This window comes from Streptococcus caballi DSM 19004, assembly GCF_000379985.1.
Lineage (GTDB): Bacteria > Bacillota > Bacilli > Lactobacillales > Streptococcaceae > Streptococcus > Streptococcus caballi.
Window position 1 is genome coordinate 1 of sequence record NZ_KB904085.1, and the last position, 14,163, is coordinate 14,163.

Annotated in this window: 16 protein-coding genes and 2 pseudogenes; 17 read left to right on the forward strand and 1 reads right to left on the reverse strand. The window is 38.8% G+C overall.

All coding sequences use genetic code 11. The features are described 5' to 3' along the window. Nucleotides 1-156: 156 nt before the first annotated feature. Nucleotides 157-540, forward strand: a pseudogene (locus tag A3GS_RS0106605) (aromatic acid exporter family protein); the annotation flags it as partial. Here the strand turns inward: A3GS_RS0106605 and A3GS_RS13050 are convergent. Continuing rightward, nucleotides 529-714, reverse strand: a pseudogene (locus tag A3GS_RS13050) (IS4 family transposase); the annotation flags it as partial. The pseudogenes A3GS_RS0106605 and A3GS_RS13050 sit on opposite strands and share 12 nt — an antisense overlap. Nucleotides 715-815: 101 nt before the next feature. Here A3GS_RS13050 and A3GS_RS0106610 point away from each other — a divergent pair. The 16 genes from A3GS_RS0106610 (at nt 816) to phoU (ending at nt 14,163) form a co-directional block, all read left to right on the forward strand. Beyond that, nucleotides 816-2,156 carry a DUF2130 domain-containing protein gene (locus A3GS_RS0106610; protein ID WP_018364636.1) on the forward strand — a complete coding sequence of 447 codons (1,341 nt, stop codon included), beginning with the start codon at nt 816-818 and terminating at the stop codon, nt 2,154-2,156. Between the two features lie 51 nt (nt 2,157-2,207). Continuing rightward, a complete protein-coding gene (locus tag A3GS_RS0106615; RefSeq protein ID WP_018364637.1) occupies nt 2,208-2,639 on the forward strand; it encodes a GNAT family N-acetyltransferase in 432 nt (143 codons plus the stop codon). An 82-nt stretch (nt 2,640-2,721) separates the two neighbouring features. After that, entirely contained in the window at nt 2,722-2,961 is a 240-nt protein-coding gene (locus A3GS_RS0106620; RefSeq protein ID WP_018364638.1) for a DUF1858 domain-containing protein, read from the forward strand. Beyond that, nucleotides 2,954-4,309 carry a DUF438 domain-containing protein gene (locus A3GS_RS0106625; protein ID WP_018364639.1) on the forward strand — a complete coding sequence of 452 codons (1,356 nt, stop codon included), beginning with the start codon at nt 2,954-2,956 and terminating at the stop codon, nt 4,307-4,309. Before A3GS_RS0106620 ends, A3GS_RS0106625 begins: the two co-directional genes overlap by 8 nt. Nucleotides 4,310-4,374: 65 nt before the next feature. After that, nucleotides 4,375-5,259 (forward strand): tRNA pseudouridine(55) synthase TruB, encoded by an 885-nt coding sequence (truB, locus tag A3GS_RS0106630; RefSeq protein ID WP_026216307.1) that lies wholly within the window; start codon nt 4,375-4,377, stop codon nt 5,257-5,259. An 18-nt stretch (nt 5,260-5,277) separates the two neighbouring features. Further along, nucleotides 5,278-6,207 (forward strand): bifunctional riboflavin kinase/FAD synthetase, encoded by a 930-nt coding sequence (locus tag A3GS_RS0106635; protein WP_018364641.1) that lies wholly within the window; start codon nt 5,278-5,280, stop codon nt 6,205-6,207. A gap of 48 nt (nt 6,208-6,255) precedes the next feature. After that, nucleotides 6,256-6,669 carry a Spx/MgsR family RNA polymerase-binding regulatory protein gene (locus A3GS_RS0106640; RefSeq protein ID WP_026216308.1) on the forward strand — a complete coding sequence of 138 codons (414 nt, stop codon included), beginning with the start codon at nt 6,256-6,258 and terminating at the stop codon, nt 6,667-6,669. Further along, nucleotides 6,662-6,940 (forward strand): UPF0223 family protein, encoded by a 279-nt coding sequence (locus A3GS_RS0106645; RefSeq protein WP_018364643.1) that lies wholly within the window; start codon nt 6,662-6,664, stop codon nt 6,938-6,940. The genes A3GS_RS0106640 and A3GS_RS0106645 overlap by 8 nt, the downstream gene beginning before the upstream one ends. Then, nucleotides 6,930-7,688 carry an inositol monophosphatase family protein gene (locus A3GS_RS0106650; RefSeq protein ID WP_018364644.1) on the forward strand — a complete coding sequence of 253 codons (759 nt, stop codon included), beginning with the start codon at nt 6,930-6,932 and terminating at the stop codon, nt 7,686-7,688. The genes A3GS_RS0106645 and A3GS_RS0106650 overlap by 11 nt, the downstream gene beginning before the upstream one ends. Nucleotides 7,689-7,777: 89 nt before the next feature. Beyond that, the gene (locus A3GS_RS0106655; RefSeq protein WP_018364645.1) at nt 7,778-9,088 is read left to right on the forward strand and encodes an RsmF rRNA methyltransferase first C-terminal domain-containing protein; all 1,311 of its coding nucleotides are present in this window, start codon (nt 7,778-7,780) and stop codon (nt 9,086-9,088) included. Between the two features lie 131 nt (nt 9,089-9,219). After that, on the forward strand, nt 9,220-10,086 hold the full coding sequence (locus A3GS_RS0106660; RefSeq protein WP_018364646.1) for a phosphate ABC transporter substrate-binding protein PstS family protein: 867 nt from the start codon (nt 9,220-9,222) through the stop codon (nt 10,084-10,086). A 10-nt stretch (nt 10,087-10,096) separates the two neighbouring features. Beyond that, complete coding sequence (gene pstC, locus A3GS_RS0106665) at nt 10,097-11,035, forward strand: phosphate ABC transporter permease subunit PstC (protein WP_018364647.1); 939 nt, start codon at nt 10,097-10,099, stop codon at nt 11,033-11,035. After that, nucleotides 11,025-11,912 carry a phosphate ABC transporter permease PstA gene (gene pstA, locus A3GS_RS0106670; RefSeq protein WP_018364648.1) on the forward strand — a complete coding sequence of 296 codons (888 nt, stop codon included), beginning with the start codon at nt 11,025-11,027 and terminating at the stop codon, nt 11,910-11,912. The genes pstC and pstA overlap by 11 nt, the downstream gene beginning before the upstream one ends. A gap of 13 nt (nt 11,913-11,925) precedes the next feature. After that, the gene (gene pstB, locus A3GS_RS0106675; protein WP_018364649.1) at nt 11,926-12,729 is read left to right on the forward strand and encodes a phosphate ABC transporter ATP-binding protein PstB; all 804 of its coding nucleotides are present in this window, start codon (nt 11,926-11,928) and stop codon (nt 12,727-12,729) included. Nucleotides 12,730-12,741: 12 nt separating this feature from the next. Then, on the forward strand, nt 12,742-13,500 hold the full coding sequence (pstB, locus tag A3GS_RS0106680) for a phosphate ABC transporter ATP-binding protein PstB (RefSeq protein ID WP_018364650.1): 759 nt from the start codon (nt 12,742-12,744) through the stop codon (nt 13,498-13,500). Nucleotides 13,501-13,509: 9 nt separating this feature from the next. Next, nucleotides 13,510-14,163: a phosphate signaling complex protein PhoU gene (gene phoU, locus A3GS_RS0106685; RefSeq protein ID WP_018364651.1), complete on the forward strand. Its 654-nt coding sequence runs from the start codon at nt 13,510-13,512 to the stop codon at nt 14,161-14,163.

Consider the following 14,163-nt stretch of genomic DNA (forward strand, 5'->3'; position numbering starts at 1 on the left):
CACAAACTGGTTTGCGGTGGAAACGATGTCGTTAATACTATCAAGTAAATGAGCTTTAATCTGGTCTAGCATGATTTTTCCCCTTTTATTTTTAGTGTAACATAAAAAACTAACCTACCACAAAACGTGATAGGTTAGTTAACTTAATGACATTGGGCTTTGGACTTGGTCTATCTTGATCAGAAAAATCACCTCTTTCATCAGACTAATTATCAAGTTCACTATTTCGAAATGCGGCAATCGCAGAGTCGTTTGCTCAGACAAATGGCAACTAATATCAATCGTTGTCAGTTAGAAAGTGATGAAAGTCTTATTTTAGCTGATTTATTTAGGAAAACGGCTTTGCAACTGAGTGAGAAAAATTCTGGTTTTGCTTTGATTGAACAGATTGAAGAGGTGCTAAAGCAATTTCGTCAGAGAGAACTGCCTAAGAGTCGTGAAGAGTTTGAAATGAGGGCTATCTTATTTCAGATTTTTCAGGATTTAGAACGTTTGATTCGACTCAAAGTTGACTTTTACAGGGATTATCATTTGGAATAAGGAAGTCAGTTCTCTTCTCATGAATGTTAGACAAGTATAGGCTACGTCTGAAAAACAAATCTGATAGCACCATTTAGTCTTTGATTTTTTAATGGCAACCTGTGAAGTTATCCATTTACTGAAGTTAAAGTTGATAAAGCGCGTAAAGATTTCTTGGAGAATGCCTTCCTTTTGGATAGTGGTACTGTCATAAGTTCTTTAACTTAATGACATTGCAGCATTTCTAGGCTTTTTTTGCTATAATGGTAGCATTAGAAGATTCAAATGAGGAATTTATGAATAATATTAAATGCCCGCATTGCGGAACTGTTTTTACAATCAATGAAACGGAATACAGTCAGCTTTTAGCACAAGTTCGTAGCAATGAGTTTGACAAAGAAATCCACGACCGTCTTGAAAAAGAAAAGGCATTGCTAGAAGAAAAATCAAAAAACGATTTGCAAACTCAAGCTAGCGCTAAAGATAAAGAAATCAGCGACTTAACCACGCAGCTGGAACAGCTAAAACAGACACTAGCCTTAGAAAACCAACGCCTTTTAAGTCAAAAAGAGCAAGAAATTACTGAGTTGAAATCGCAATTGGAAAATCTAACTTCCGTAAAAGAACTAGAACTAAATCAAGCGTTATCTAAGAAAGATAAGGAATTAGTTGAGGTTCAAAATCAACTGGAACGTTTATCTCTTGAAAATAAAAACAGTCTAATTGAAGCCGTTGCGGCTGTTGAAAAAGAACGTGATGATGCCAAATCAAAATTAGCTATTCAAGAAAAAGAGGCAGAATTATTCTTAGCTTCTGTCAAGAGTGACTATGAAGCACAACTAAAAGCGGCTAACGAGCAGGTGGAATTTTACAAAAATTTCAAAGCGCAACAATCGACAAAAGCTATCGGAGAAAGCTTAGAAGTCTATGCTGAAACGGAGTTTAACAAGGTTCGTGCTTACGCTTTTCCAAATGCCACTTTCGGTAAAGACAATGAAGTGTCAAGCCGTGGTTCAAAAGGGGATTTCATTTATCGTGAAACGGACGAAAATGGTATTGAAATACTATCCATCATGTTTGAGATGAAAAATGAAGCTGATGAAACAAAAACGAAGCACAAAAATAGAGATTTCTATAAAGAATTAGACAAAGACCGTCGCGAGAAAAATTGTGAGTATGCCGTTTTAGTAACCATGCTAGAGGCAGACAATGATTACTTCAATACTGGTATTGTTGATGTTAGTCATGAGTATGAAAAAATGTACGTTGTCCGTCCACAGTTATTCATTCAATTGATTGGTATTTTGCGAAATGCTGCGCTCAACTCACTCAAATATAAGCAAGAGTTAGCTTTGGTACGTGAACAAAATATTGACATCACACACTTTGAAGATGACCTTGAAACCTTCAAAAACGCTTTTGCTAAGAACTATACTTCAGCAAGTAATAACTTCAAAAAAGCCATTGATGAAATTGATAAATCAATCCGCCGCATGGAAGAAGTCAAGCGCTTTTTGACAACTAGTGAAAATCAGCTCCGCCTTGCTAACAATAAATTAGACGATGTTTCCGTCAAAAAATTAACACGAAAAAATCCAACCATGCGTGCCAAATTTGAAGCGTTAAAAGAAGAATAGGACCTTTCAATGTGGTGTTGTTTCTTTTCCTGAAATGTGTGAGGACTGAAAATGATTATTAGACCTGCTCAACTATTAGATATTGAAAAGTTATCCCCTCTTTATGCTGAACTTGGCTATCCTGTCAAGGAAGCTGAATTGGTTAGACGATTAAAAACAGTTCTTTCTCATCCTGATTACCATCTTTTAGTCGCAGTTGATGACAATGAAATCATTGGGATGATTGGTTATGCTAAAATGTTATTTTTTGAAAATGACGGCGCCTACTATCGTATTCTTATTCTGGTAGTATTACAAAACTATCGCCGTAAAGGTGTTGCGACAGCCTTGACAGATGCTGTCAAAAATCGTGCACTGTCTGAAAATATTCACGCTTTAGCGCTAAATAGTGGGGATACTTTAGAACGGCAAATAGCTCATCGTTTTTATGAAAATTATGGTTTCAAGCAAGCTAGTCGTGGTTATTCTCTCTATCTAAAATAATGTTAATTTGTTAATAGTTTCAAAATCATTGTCACTTTTCTGATGTGTTATAATAAAGCTATCAAATATTGAGGTAATTATTATGAACAATAGTATAGATTTATCGAAGCCAGTCGCTGAGACGATTAAGGAACACCCAGAAGTGAAAGAGATTTTGGTAGATTTGGGGTTTAAGCCATTGTCAAAACCTGCCCTGCTAAACACAGTTGGGAAAGTAACGTCTCTAAAAGCTGGTGCAAAGTTAGCTAATATTTCACTTAAAAAAATTCAACGAACACTTGAATTTAATGGTTATGAAGTGATTGGAGGCAGTTATGACTGAAAATCGTATCGAAATACTAAAAGATATTCTGTTACGTTTGCATCATGGCGCTGATGCTAAGTCTGTTCAAGAGGATTTTGATCAGCATTTTGCAGGTGTGTCAGCCCTGGAAATCTCAATGATGGAACATGAGCTAATGGGGACTGATACTGGCATTACTTTTGAGGATGTCATGAGCCTGTGTAATGTTCATGCTAATCTTTTTAAAGGTGCTATCTCAGATGTTGATGTGCCAGATGCGGAGCAAGAAGGGCATCCAGTCTATGTTTTTAAACAAGAAAATCTTACTTTACGTGCTGCCATGTTACGCATTCGTCGTATTATCGAAAATTATGAAAAGGCTGAAAACGAGGAATTTCGTCCAGATTTGATTCGTGGATTGAAGCATCAGATGAGTCTTTTAGGGCAATTCCAGAATCATTATAATCGTAAAGAAAACCTCTTTTTCCCAGTTATGGAACGATATGGGCATGATGCACCGCCAAAAGTCATGTGGGGTGTTGATGATGATATTAGATCGCTTTTTGAAAAAGCGCAAGCTGCTGTGGAGCAGTTACCTGACCTAACAATTGAGGAAGTCTCTTTAGCCTTTGAAGCATTCGCAAAAGAATTCGAAGAAATGATTTTCAAGGAAGAAGCTATTCTCTTGATGATTTTATTGGAAACATTAACTCAAGATGATTGGCTGTCGATTGCCGAAGAAAGTGATGCTTATGGCTATGCAATTGTTAAACCAACAGCTAAATGGCAACCGCATCGTGAAAATTTTTGGGATACAAAACAAGACCTTGCGCATTCGACAAAACAAACAGAAGATAGTCAAGAAAATTCAATAACTGATAATCAATTGACCAAAGTCATTGATACGCCAGAAGGGCAGTTCACCATTAGCTTTACACCCAAAAAGGAAAATCAAAGTTTTGACCGTACGAGTCAACAATCATTCGGTAACGGTTATCTATCCGTTGAGCAAGCTAATCTTATTCTCAATCATTTACCATTAGAAATCACTTTCGTCAATAAAGATGATATTTTCCAATATTACAACGATAGCAAAGCACCAGATGAAATGATTTTTAAACGGACACCAAGTCAGATTGGACGCCATGTTGAGCTTTGTCATCCACCGAAAGTTTTGGATAAAGTCAAGAAAATTTTTACGCTTTTGCGCTCTGGCGAACGAGATAAAGTTGTGATGTGGTTCAAGTCAGAAAAACTCGGCAAATTTGTCCATGTCACCTACGCTGCTGTTCGTGATGAAAACGGTGAATTTCAAGGTGTGCTCGAATATGTTCAGGACATCAAACCATTCTTTGAATTGGACAGTGACTTTAATCGTGATATCTAATAAATGCTCCTTAGTGGAGTTTTTATTCTTGTCTTTTTAGGTTGAAAACAGGTATAATAAAATTTATGATTAGTGGTATTATAAACTTAAAAAAAGAGGCTGGAATGACCAGCCATGATGCAGTTTTTAAATTACGTAAGGTTTTAAAAGAAAAGAAAATTGGTCATGGTGGGACACTTGACCCTGATGTAGTCGGAGTCTTGCCCATTGCTGTTGGGAAAGCCACCCGTGTCATTGAGTACATGACAGAGGCCGGTAAAGTTTATGAAGGACAAGTAACTCTTGGCTTTTCAACGACAACTGAGGATGCTAGTGGTGAAATGATTGAACAGACTGTTGTCAATGAAAATCAAGTAACAGCGCAAGCTATTGATCAGGCCATGGAATCTTTTGTGGGAAATATCATTCAGATTCCGCCAATGTATTCGGCAGTTAAGGTTAATGGCAAGAAACTTTATGAGTATGCACGTGTAGGTCAAGAAGTTGAACGTCCTGAGCGTCAAGTGACAATTTTTAGCTTCAAACGAACCAGTGATTTGACTTTTTTTGATGGCTGCTGCCGCTTTAATTTTCGAGTGGCTTGCAGCAAGGGAACTTATGTTAGAACCTTGGCTGTTGATTTGGGAGCTAAATTGGGCTATGCTAGTCACATGTCATTTTTGGCGCGAACAGCATCAGCAGGCTTGGAGTTAGAAAATGCTTTGACTCTAGCAGAGATTGCTGAAAAAGTTGCCCAGAACGACTGGACGTTTATGCTTCCAATTGAATATGGTGTTTTGGATTTACCAAAAGCTGAGCTGACTCAAGAACAGGTCAGAGAAATTTCATTCGGGCGTCGAGTGACTTTAGACAGTGATGAATCTTTGTTAGCGGGCTTTGACGCAAATAAGTTAGTTGCCATTTTGGAAAAAAGAGATCAAGAATACAAGCCTCGTAAGGTTCTTTTATAATTAGAATATAGGTACTAGATGGAAATACAAGAAATAAAAAATTACAAGGATATCAAAGTCAGTCAGGACAGTGTTTTGGTTTTGGGCTATTTTGATGGCCTCCACCGAGGCCACAAGGCCTTATTTGATAAGGCTAAGGAAATAGCTGATCGGGACAATTTGCAAGTGGTTGTTCTTACTTTTAAGGAGTCTCCTCGCCTTGCCTTTGTCAAATTCACGCCAGATTTACTTTTGCACCTTACCTACCCAGAAAAACGTTATGCGAAGTTTGCGGAATATGGCGTAGACAGGCTTTATCTGGCTGATTTTACAACAACTTTTTCCAAAACAAGTTCAGATGATTTTATCAAATATTATATTGATAGTCTGAGTGCCAAGACAATTGTTGTCGGATTTGATTATAAATTTGGACACGACCGTAAAGACGTTACTGATTTAGCGCAGCAATTCAATGGTGACGTTGTCGTTGTGCCAGAAGTTCAAGATAATGGTGAAAAAATTAGTTCAACACGGATTCGTCAGTTGATTTTTGATGGCAATATTAAAGAAGTTAATCGTTTATTAGGTTACAATTTTAGCACGCGTGGTATTGTCGTACATGGTGATGCGCGTGGGCGAACTATTGGTTTTCCAACGGCTAATCTAGCGCCGATTGACCGCACTTTTTTACCTGCTGATGGTGTTTATGTTTCAGACGTACTTGTTGATGGGAAGCGCTACCGAGCCATGACGTCAATCGGAAAAAATGTTACCTTTGGCGGGACTGATTTACGTTTGGAAGCTAATATATTTGCCTTTGAAGGCGACATTTATGGTGAATCAATTGAAATCATTTGGCTTGATAAAATCCGTGATATGGTCAAATTTAACGGGATTGATGATCTAGTGGCTCAATTGAAAAGTGACAAATCCATCGCTTTAAATTGGAAAAAGGATAGCCAAAACTAGTAATTTTTTGTATAATAAGAGTAAGTTTGTTTGATAAGAGGCCAACACATGATTACCTTATTTTTATCTCCCAGCTGTACCAGCTGTCGAAAAGCGCGTGCTTGGTTTACTAAACACGATGTTGCTTTTCAAGAACACAATATTATTACAAGTCCTCTGACTACCGAGGAGTTAATGGCTATCCTGTCATTTACTGAAAACGGAACTGAGGATATTATTTCGACCCGTTCAAAAGTTTTTCAAAAACTAAATATAGATGTCGACGAATTATCTATTTCTGAGTTAATTCAGCTCATTTCAGAAAACCCAACGCTTTTGCGACGTCCTATTATTTTGGACAAAAAGAGAATGCAGATCGGATTTAACGAAGATGAAATTCGTGCTTTCTTGTCGCGTGATTATCGCAAGCAGGAGCTGAGACAAGCTACTATAAGAGCAGAAATTGAGGGGACCAATGCCTAAGAATTACTCTTATCCACTTGATTTGACTTGGAGCACTGATGAGATTTCTTCAGTGCTTCATTTTTTGAATCAAGTTGAAAACGCTTATGAGACCAAAGCTTCTGTCAAAAGTCTTTTGGATAGCTACGTTATTTTCAAAAGCGTCGTCACAAGCAAGTCCCAAGAAAAGCAAATTGATCGTGAATTTGAGAAAAGTAGTGGTTATTCAACATATCGTGCCGTTCAGGCTGCTAAAAAAAAGGGGAAAGGATTCATTTCTCTTGGAAAATAAATATCTTTTTGCACAAAAAATCATTCGTCAAGCTGGTCAACTCATCAAGTCAGAAATGGCTAAACATCTGGAAATTGAGGAAAAGACACGTTTTGATGACTTAGTGACTAATCTGGACAAGAGTACGCAAGATTTTCTCATTGCTCAGATTCAGGCCACCTGTCCAGATGACAAGGTTATGGCAGAAGAAAATGGCGTCCGTCATCCAATTGACCAAGGCAAGGTCTGGGTTTTGGATCCTATTGACGGAACGGTTAACTTTATCGTACAAGGTGATAATTTTGCGGTGATGATCGCTTATTTTGAAGATGGCATCGGTCAGTTCGGTTTGATTTATGATGTCATGAACGATGTGCTTTACCATGGTGGTGGTCAGTTTGATGTTTATGCGAATAATAAACGATTACCGATCTACAAAGACCGCCCTTTTAATCGCTCTCTGATTGGGGCTAACTTTGCCATGAGTTCTGATAATGTGCACGGTATTCGCGATTTAGCAGCCCAGACCTTGGGGGTTAGGGTTTATGGCGGAGCTGGCATTAGTATGTCACATGTGCTGTCTGGTCATCTCTTAGGATATTTTTCTTATATTCAACCTTGGGATTATGCTGCCGCCTTAGTCATGGGAGAGAAGCTTGGTTACACTTTATTGACGCTTGAAGGGGCTAAACCTGATTTTAAGACGCGTCAAATGGTCATGTTTGTTCCAAGGATCAAGTTAGCAGAGATTCAAAAATTTGTCCATTAAGGAGCTCATAAGTCACAAAAACCTAATTTGAGGGCTCAATTTAGGTTTTTTAGCTGCCTATGCAAGAAAAGATATAGTATAATAGAGATATGTTATTACCTGAAAAATTTACAGACAAGTACCATCAGATACTAGGCTCTGAAGCTGAAGATTTTTTGATTAGCTTTGATCAAGAGGCTGTTGCAGGTTTTCGTATTAATCCACTGAAAAAAGTGCAGCACAGTTTCCCGACCCCCATTCCTAATACGATATGGGGATATTATGGCAAAGTTTCTGGAAAATCAGCAGAGCATGTCTCAGGTCTTGTTTATTCACAAGAGCCTGCGGCTCAGATGGTTGCACAAGCAGCTAAGCCCGAAAAAGGTATGAAGGTACTGGACTTGGCTGCTGCACCGGGAGGAAAATCGACTCATCTGCTCAGCTATTTATCCAACACTGGCGTCCTCGTCAGCAATGAAATTTCAAATAAACGTAGCAAGATTTTGGTAGAGAATATTGAACGCTTTGGGGCACGTAACGTTGTTGTGACCAATGAGAGTGCTGATCGACTGGCTAAGGTTTTCAAAAATTATTTTGATCTAATCATTTTTGATGCCCCTTGCTCCGGAGAAGGAATGTTCAGAAAGGATCCTGCAGCTATTCAGTATTGGGAGCGGGACTATCCAGCTAAGTGCGCTGCGCTGCAAAGGGAAATTTTACTAGATGCGATGAAAATGTTAGCGCCTGGTGGAATCTTGGTCTATTCGACTTGCACATGGGCACCTGAGGAAAACGAAGAAGTTATCCAGTGGCTCTTAGAAGAGTTTGATGATCTAGAACTAATTGATATTCCTAAAATCAATGGCATGGTAGAAGGAATAAATATGCCAGAAGTCGCCAGAATGTACCCACATCATTTCAAGGGTGAAGGTCAATTTGTGGCTAAGTTGAAAGATAAGCGATTGAGAAAAGATATCAAAGTTAAATCTGGTAAATCCAATCTAACCAAGGAACAATTGGGATTGTGGCAGGATTTTGCTAGCAAACATTTGAAAATTCAGTTAGATGGTCTTTTGCAAACTTTTGGTGATCAACTTTACTTGCTCCCAAATGATTTGCCAGATTTGTCCAAATTAAAAATTGCTAGGAATGGCCTCCATTTAGGGACTTTCAAAAAGAAGCGCTTTGAACCTTCATTTGCGCTTGGTCTGGCTTTGACTAGCGATGATATAGAACAATCGCTGGAAATTGATATAGAACAGTTTAAACTATATGTCTCGGGAAATGTAGTTCCTCTGACAGAGTCGGTGCCAAATGGCTGGTATCAAGTGCTGGTAAACGGTAACGGCATAGGGTTTGCCAAGGTTGTTGGAAATACTTTGAAAAATTACTTTCCTAAGGGGCTTCGTTTTAATCCTTAACTGTTATTGAATACATTTTAAAATCAATTAGAAGAAAAAGGCTTTTCAATTTAATAAATGATGTGTTACTATTTGAAAGTAAGGTTTTCAAATTTTACTTTTATTTTCAAAAATGAATAGGAAAAAGAAAAATGAAAAAGAAACAAAAAGTTTTTTTGCTTACTTGTCTAATCTTCCTTTGCCTGCCACTGACGGCCTGTGCTAAGTGGATTGATAAGGGACAATCCATTACCAGTGTTGGCTCGACAGCCTTGCAGCCACTTGTAGAAGCAGCTGCAGATGAATTTGGACATAACAATGTTGGTAAGATTGTCAATGTTCAAGGTGGTGGTTCAGGAACAGGTCTGTCTCAAGTTCAGTCTGGTGCGGTTCAAATTGGTAATAGCGATTTGTTTGCCGAAGAAAAGGACGGAATTGATGCTAGCAAACTAGTTGATCATCAGGTCGCTGTTGCAGGGTTGGCAGTTATTACTAATAAAAAAGTAAAAGTCTCTAACTTGACCATCGACCAACTGCAAAAGATTTTCACTGGTGAATACACTAACTGGAAACAGTTAGGTGGTCAAGACTTGGATATTTCAATTATTAATCGCGCCGCTAGCTCAGGTTCTCGAGCAACTTTTGATGCCGTTGTCATGGATGGCAAAAGTGCTAAACAAAGCCAAGAACAAGATTCAAATGGAATGGTCAAATCTATCGTATCGCAGACACCTGGCGCCATCTCTTATTTGGCGTTTGCTTATGTAGATAATTCAGTTAAGACGTTGCAACTAAATGGATATAAACCAACTGTTAAGAATGTGACAACAAATAATTGGCCACTCTGGTCTTACGAACATATGTACACCAAGGGAGAAGTAACTGGTCTAACCAAAGAATTTCTGGACTATATGATGAGTGATGAGGTTCAAAATGGAGTTGTTGCTGGGATGGGATATATTTCAATCAATGATATGAAAGTTGTAAAAAGTGCCGATGGTACGGTCACAACTAAATAAAGGAGCTATCATGACTAAACAAGAACTCGCAAAACAATTGACTTCACCGTCAAAAAATTCGCGGTTGGAGAAATTTGGTAAAACTATCACATTCATTTGCTTAGGTTTAATTGTCTTCATTGTTGCAATGATTTTGCTCTTTGTTGCTCAAAAAGGTTTGTCAACGTTCTTCGTTGATAAAATCAATCCCTTGAAATTCCTTTTTGGGACCGAATGGCAGCCAACTGTAAAAGGAGCGGATGGTAAACCACTTCTAGGAGCCTTGCCAATGATTCTGGGCTCGTTTATCGTAACCATTCTTTCGGCTATTATTGCAACACCTTTTGCTATTGGAGCTGCCGTCTTTATGACAGAAATTTCACCGAAATATGGTGCTAAGATTTTGCAGCCAACGGTCGAATTGCTGGTCGGCATTCCATCTGTTGTATATGGATTTATTGGTCTCCAAGTCGTTGTACCATTTGTCCGTTCCATCTTTGGAGGTACTGGTTTTGGTATCTTGTCAGGGGTTTTTGTCCTTTTTGTTATGATTTTGCCGACGGTTACCTTCATGACAGTTGACAGCCTGCGTGCTGTGCCTCGTCATTACAAGGAAGCCAGTCTTGCTATGGGGGCCACTCGCTGGCAAACAATCTGGCGTGTTATCTTAAATGCAGCTAAACCTGGTATTTTTACCGCAGTTGTCTTTGGCATGGCACGTGCTTTTGGTGAAGCGTTGGCTATTCAGATGGTCGTTGGGAACTCTGCTGTTATACCAACATCACTGACAACACCAGCTGCAACGTTGACTTCTGTTCTAACCATGGGGATTGGAAATACTGTCATGGGAACCGTCCAAAATAATGTTCTCTGGTCATTGGCTTTAGTTTTGCTTGTTATGAGTTTAGCTTTCAACATGCTGATGAGATTTATAACAAGAGAGAAAGGGAAGAAAAACTATGCACGCTAAAAAAATTGATAAATTAGCAACAGGTATTCTCTATACCATTGCGGGGATTATCATTGCTATTTTGGCCTCCTTGTTACTTTTCATTTTAGTCAAGGGGTTGCCGCACATTAACTGGCATTTCTTGACTGGTCGCTCCTCATCTTATGAAGCTGGTGGAGGGATTGGTATCCAGCTATACAATTCACTCTTCTTGCTGATTATCACTTTGATTATATCAGTTCCGCTGTCAATGGGCGCAGGTATTTACCTATCCGAATATGCTAAAAAAGGTCGTGTGACCAATTTTATTCGAACCTGTATTGAGATTTTATCATCACTGCCATCAGTCGTTGTTGGACTTTTTGGATATTTGATTTTTGTTGTCCAATTCCAATACGGTTTCTCTATTATCTCAGGAGCATTGGCGTTAACGGTCTTTAACTTGCCGCAAATGACACGTACGGTGGAAGACAGCCTTCGTCAAGTTCACCATACGCAGCGTGAGGCAGGGCTTGCCCTCGGTATTTCACGCTGGGAAACAGTGATTCATGTAGTTATTCCCGAAGCATTACCAGGGATTGTTACAGGGATTGTCTTAACTTCTGGTCGTATTTTTGGCGAGGCTGCAGCGCTTATCTATACAGCTGGGCAGTCAGCACCATCCTTAGATTGGGGCAATTGGAATCCGCTTAGTGTTACCAGCCCAGTTTCTATTTTTCGTCAAGCTGAAACATTGGCTGTTCATATTTGGAAGGTCAACAGTGAAGGAACTATTCCTGATGCCACTCAAGTTTCTCAAGGAAGTGCAGCAGTACTCTTGATTTTTATTCTAATTTTCAACCTGTCTGCTCGCTACCTCGGCAAGAAAATCCATCAAAAAATGACATCAGCGTCATAAAGGAGATAAGTTAATGACTGAATATAATTGGAATGAAAGGCATATCATTACTTTCCCCGAAGATAATTTAGCTCTGGCTACCAAAGACCTTCATGTTTATTATGGACAAAAAGAGGCTATCAAAGGGATTGATATGCAATTTAAAAAAAATAAAATTACTGCTCTGATTGGTCCATCGGGTTGCGGAAAGTCAACTTTTCTACGGAGTCTTAACCGCATGAATGACACCATTGATATTGCCAAAGTTACTGGTCAAATTTTGTACGAAGGCATTGATGTCAATGCGTCAAATATCAATGTTTATGAAATGCGTAAGCATATTGGCATGGTTTTTCAACGGCCTAATCCATTTGCTAAATCTATCTACAAAAATATTACCTTTGCCTATGAACGTGCGGGCGTTAAAGATAAAGAGTTTTTGGATGAAATCGTTGAGACTTCTTTGAAGCAAGCAGCGCTTTGGAATCAAGTTAAAGATGACTTGCATAAATCAGCTTTCACCTTATCAGGTGGTCAACAACAACGTCTTTGTATTGCTAGAGCCATCGCTGTTAAACCTGATATTCTTCTCATGGATGAGCCAGCGTCTGCCCTTGACCCAATCGCAACTATGCAGCTAGAAGAGACTATGTTCGAACTTAAGAAAAATTATTCAATTATCATTGTTACACACAATATGCAACAAGCTGCTCGCGCAAGTGACTACACGGCATTTTTCTACTTAGGTGACTTAATTGAGTATGATAAGACCAATAATATTTTCCAAAATGCCAAATTGCAATCAACCAGCGACTATGTTTCAGGTCACTTTGGTTAGAAAGGATAAGTAATGACAGAACCTATTTTACAAGTCAAAGACTTGTCTGTATATTACGGCAAGAAAAAGGCGCTTAAAAACGTTTCTATTGATTTTTATCCAAATGAAATTACGGCCTTGATTGGTCCGTCAGGGTCGGGAAAATCAACTCTCTTGCGTTCCATCAATCGTATGAATGATCTTAATCCAGAAATTACCTTGACAGGAGCCATCAATTACAATGGCCATAATATTTATAGTCCACGAACTGACACGGTTGATTTGCGTAAGGAAATTGGTATGGTTTTTCAACAACCTAATCCTTTCCCGATGACAATCTATGAGAATGTTGTCTACGGCTTACGTCTGAAAGGAATTAAGGATAAAGCTATTTTAGAGGAAGCTGTTGAGAGTTCTTTAAAAGGTGCCTCAATTTGGGATGAGGTTAAAGATCGTTTACATGATTCAGCAATCGGATTATCTGGCGGTCAGCAACAGCGCGTTTGCATAGCCCGCGTTTTGGCGACAAGTCCTAAAGTTATCTTACTGGATGAGCCAACTTCAGCTTTAGATCCTATCTCAGCAGGTAAAATTGAAGATACACTTTATGGTCTGAAAGAAAAATATACAATGATTATTGTGACGCGTTCGATGCAGCAAGCGTCGCGCATTTCTAATCGAACTGGATTTTTCTTAGATGGTGATTTGATTGAATATGGTAAGACCAAAGAAATGTTCCTCAACCCGCAGCATAAAGAGACAGAAGATTATATTACAGGTAAATTTGGATAGGAGTCCGATATGTTAAGAACGAAATTTGAAGAAGAATTAGATAAATTGCACAACCAGTTCTACTCAATGGGAACAGAAGTGCTAGGTCAGATTAACAAAACGGTTCGTGCTTTTGTCAGTCACGATCGTGAATTGGCCAAGGAAGTTATTGAAGACGATGAAGTGGTCAATACTTTTGAAGCAAAACTCGAAAAAAAATCACTAGAAATCATCGCATTGCAACAGCCTGTTTCTCAAGATTTACGTACTGTTATTACCGTCTTGAAGGCTTCAAGCGATGTTGAGCGAATGGGGGATCATGCTTCCTCAATTGCAAAAGCAACTATTCGTATGAAAGGTGAAGAACGCATTCCAGAAGTTGAGAAACAAATCAGTGAGATGGGCAAGGCTGTTAAACGCATGGTTGAAGATGCTCTTAATGCCTATATTAATTCCGATGAAGGAAAAGCGTATGAAATTGCGGCCTCAGATGAGATCATTGACCAGTATTTTGTTGATATTCAAAATTATGCCGTTGAGGAAATCCGTAAGCGACCGGATGCAGTCTTTGCTGGGAAGGAATATTTCCAAGTTCTCATGTATCTTGAACGCATCGGTGACTATGCAAGAAACATTTGTGAATGGATCGTTTACCTCAAAACTGGTAAAATTATTGAATTATGA

What these genes read in the sequence shown, in the direction of transcription:
- truB (WP_026216307.1), top strand. Translation starts at nt 4,375, where the DNA reads ATGATTAGTGGTATTATAAACTTAAAAAAAGAGGCTGGAATGACCAGC.
- A3GS_RS0106625 (WP_018364639.1), top strand. Translation starts at nt 2,954, where the DNA reads ATGACTGAAAATCGTATCGAAATACTAAAAGATATTCTGTTACGTTTG.
- pstB (WP_018364650.1), top strand. Translation starts at nt 12,742, where the DNA reads ATGACAGAACCTATTTTACAAGTCAAAGACTTGTCTGTATATTACGGC.
- A3GS_RS0106640 (WP_026216308.1), top strand. Translation starts at nt 6,256, where the DNA reads ATGATTACCTTATTTTTATCTCCCAGCTGTACCAGCTGTCGAAAAGCG.
- A3GS_RS0106610 (WP_018364636.1), top strand. Translation starts at nt 816, where the DNA reads ATGAATAATATTAAATGCCCGCATTGCGGAACTGTTTTTACAATCAAT.
- A3GS_RS0106635 (WP_018364641.1), top strand. Translation starts at nt 5,278, where the DNA reads ATGGAAATACAAGAAATAAAAAATTACAAGGATATCAAAGTCAGTCAG.
- A3GS_RS0106655 (WP_018364645.1), top strand. Translation starts at nt 7,778, where the DNA reads ATGTTATTACCTGAAAAATTTACAGACAAGTACCATCAGATACTAGGC.
- pstA (WP_018364648.1), top strand. Translation starts at nt 11,025, where the DNA reads ATGCACGCTAAAAAAATTGATAAATTAGCAACAGGTATTCTCTATACC.
- phoU (WP_018364651.1), top strand. Translation starts at nt 13,510, where the DNA reads ATGTTAAGAACGAAATTTGAAGAAGAATTAGATAAATTGCACAACCAG.
- A3GS_RS0106615 (WP_018364637.1), top strand. Translation starts at nt 2,208, where the DNA reads ATGATTATTAGACCTGCTCAACTATTAGATATTGAAAAGTTATCCCCT.
- A3GS_RS0106660 (WP_018364646.1), top strand. Translation starts at nt 9,220, where the DNA reads ATGAAAAAGAAACAAAAAGTTTTTTTGCTTACTTGTCTAATCTTCCTT.
- A3GS_RS0106645 (WP_018364643.1), top strand. Translation starts at nt 6,662, where the DNA reads ATGCCTAAGAATTACTCTTATCCACTTGATTTGACTTGGAGCACTGAT.
- pstB (WP_018364649.1), top strand. Translation starts at nt 11,926, where the DNA reads ATGACTGAATATAATTGGAATGAAAGGCATATCATTACTTTCCCCGAA.
- pstC (WP_018364647.1), top strand. Translation starts at nt 10,097, where the DNA reads ATGACTAAACAAGAACTCGCAAAACAATTGACTTCACCGTCAAAAAAT.
- A3GS_RS0106620 (WP_018364638.1), top strand. Translation starts at nt 2,722, where the DNA reads ATGAACAATAGTATAGATTTATCGAAGCCAGTCGCTGAGACGATTAAG.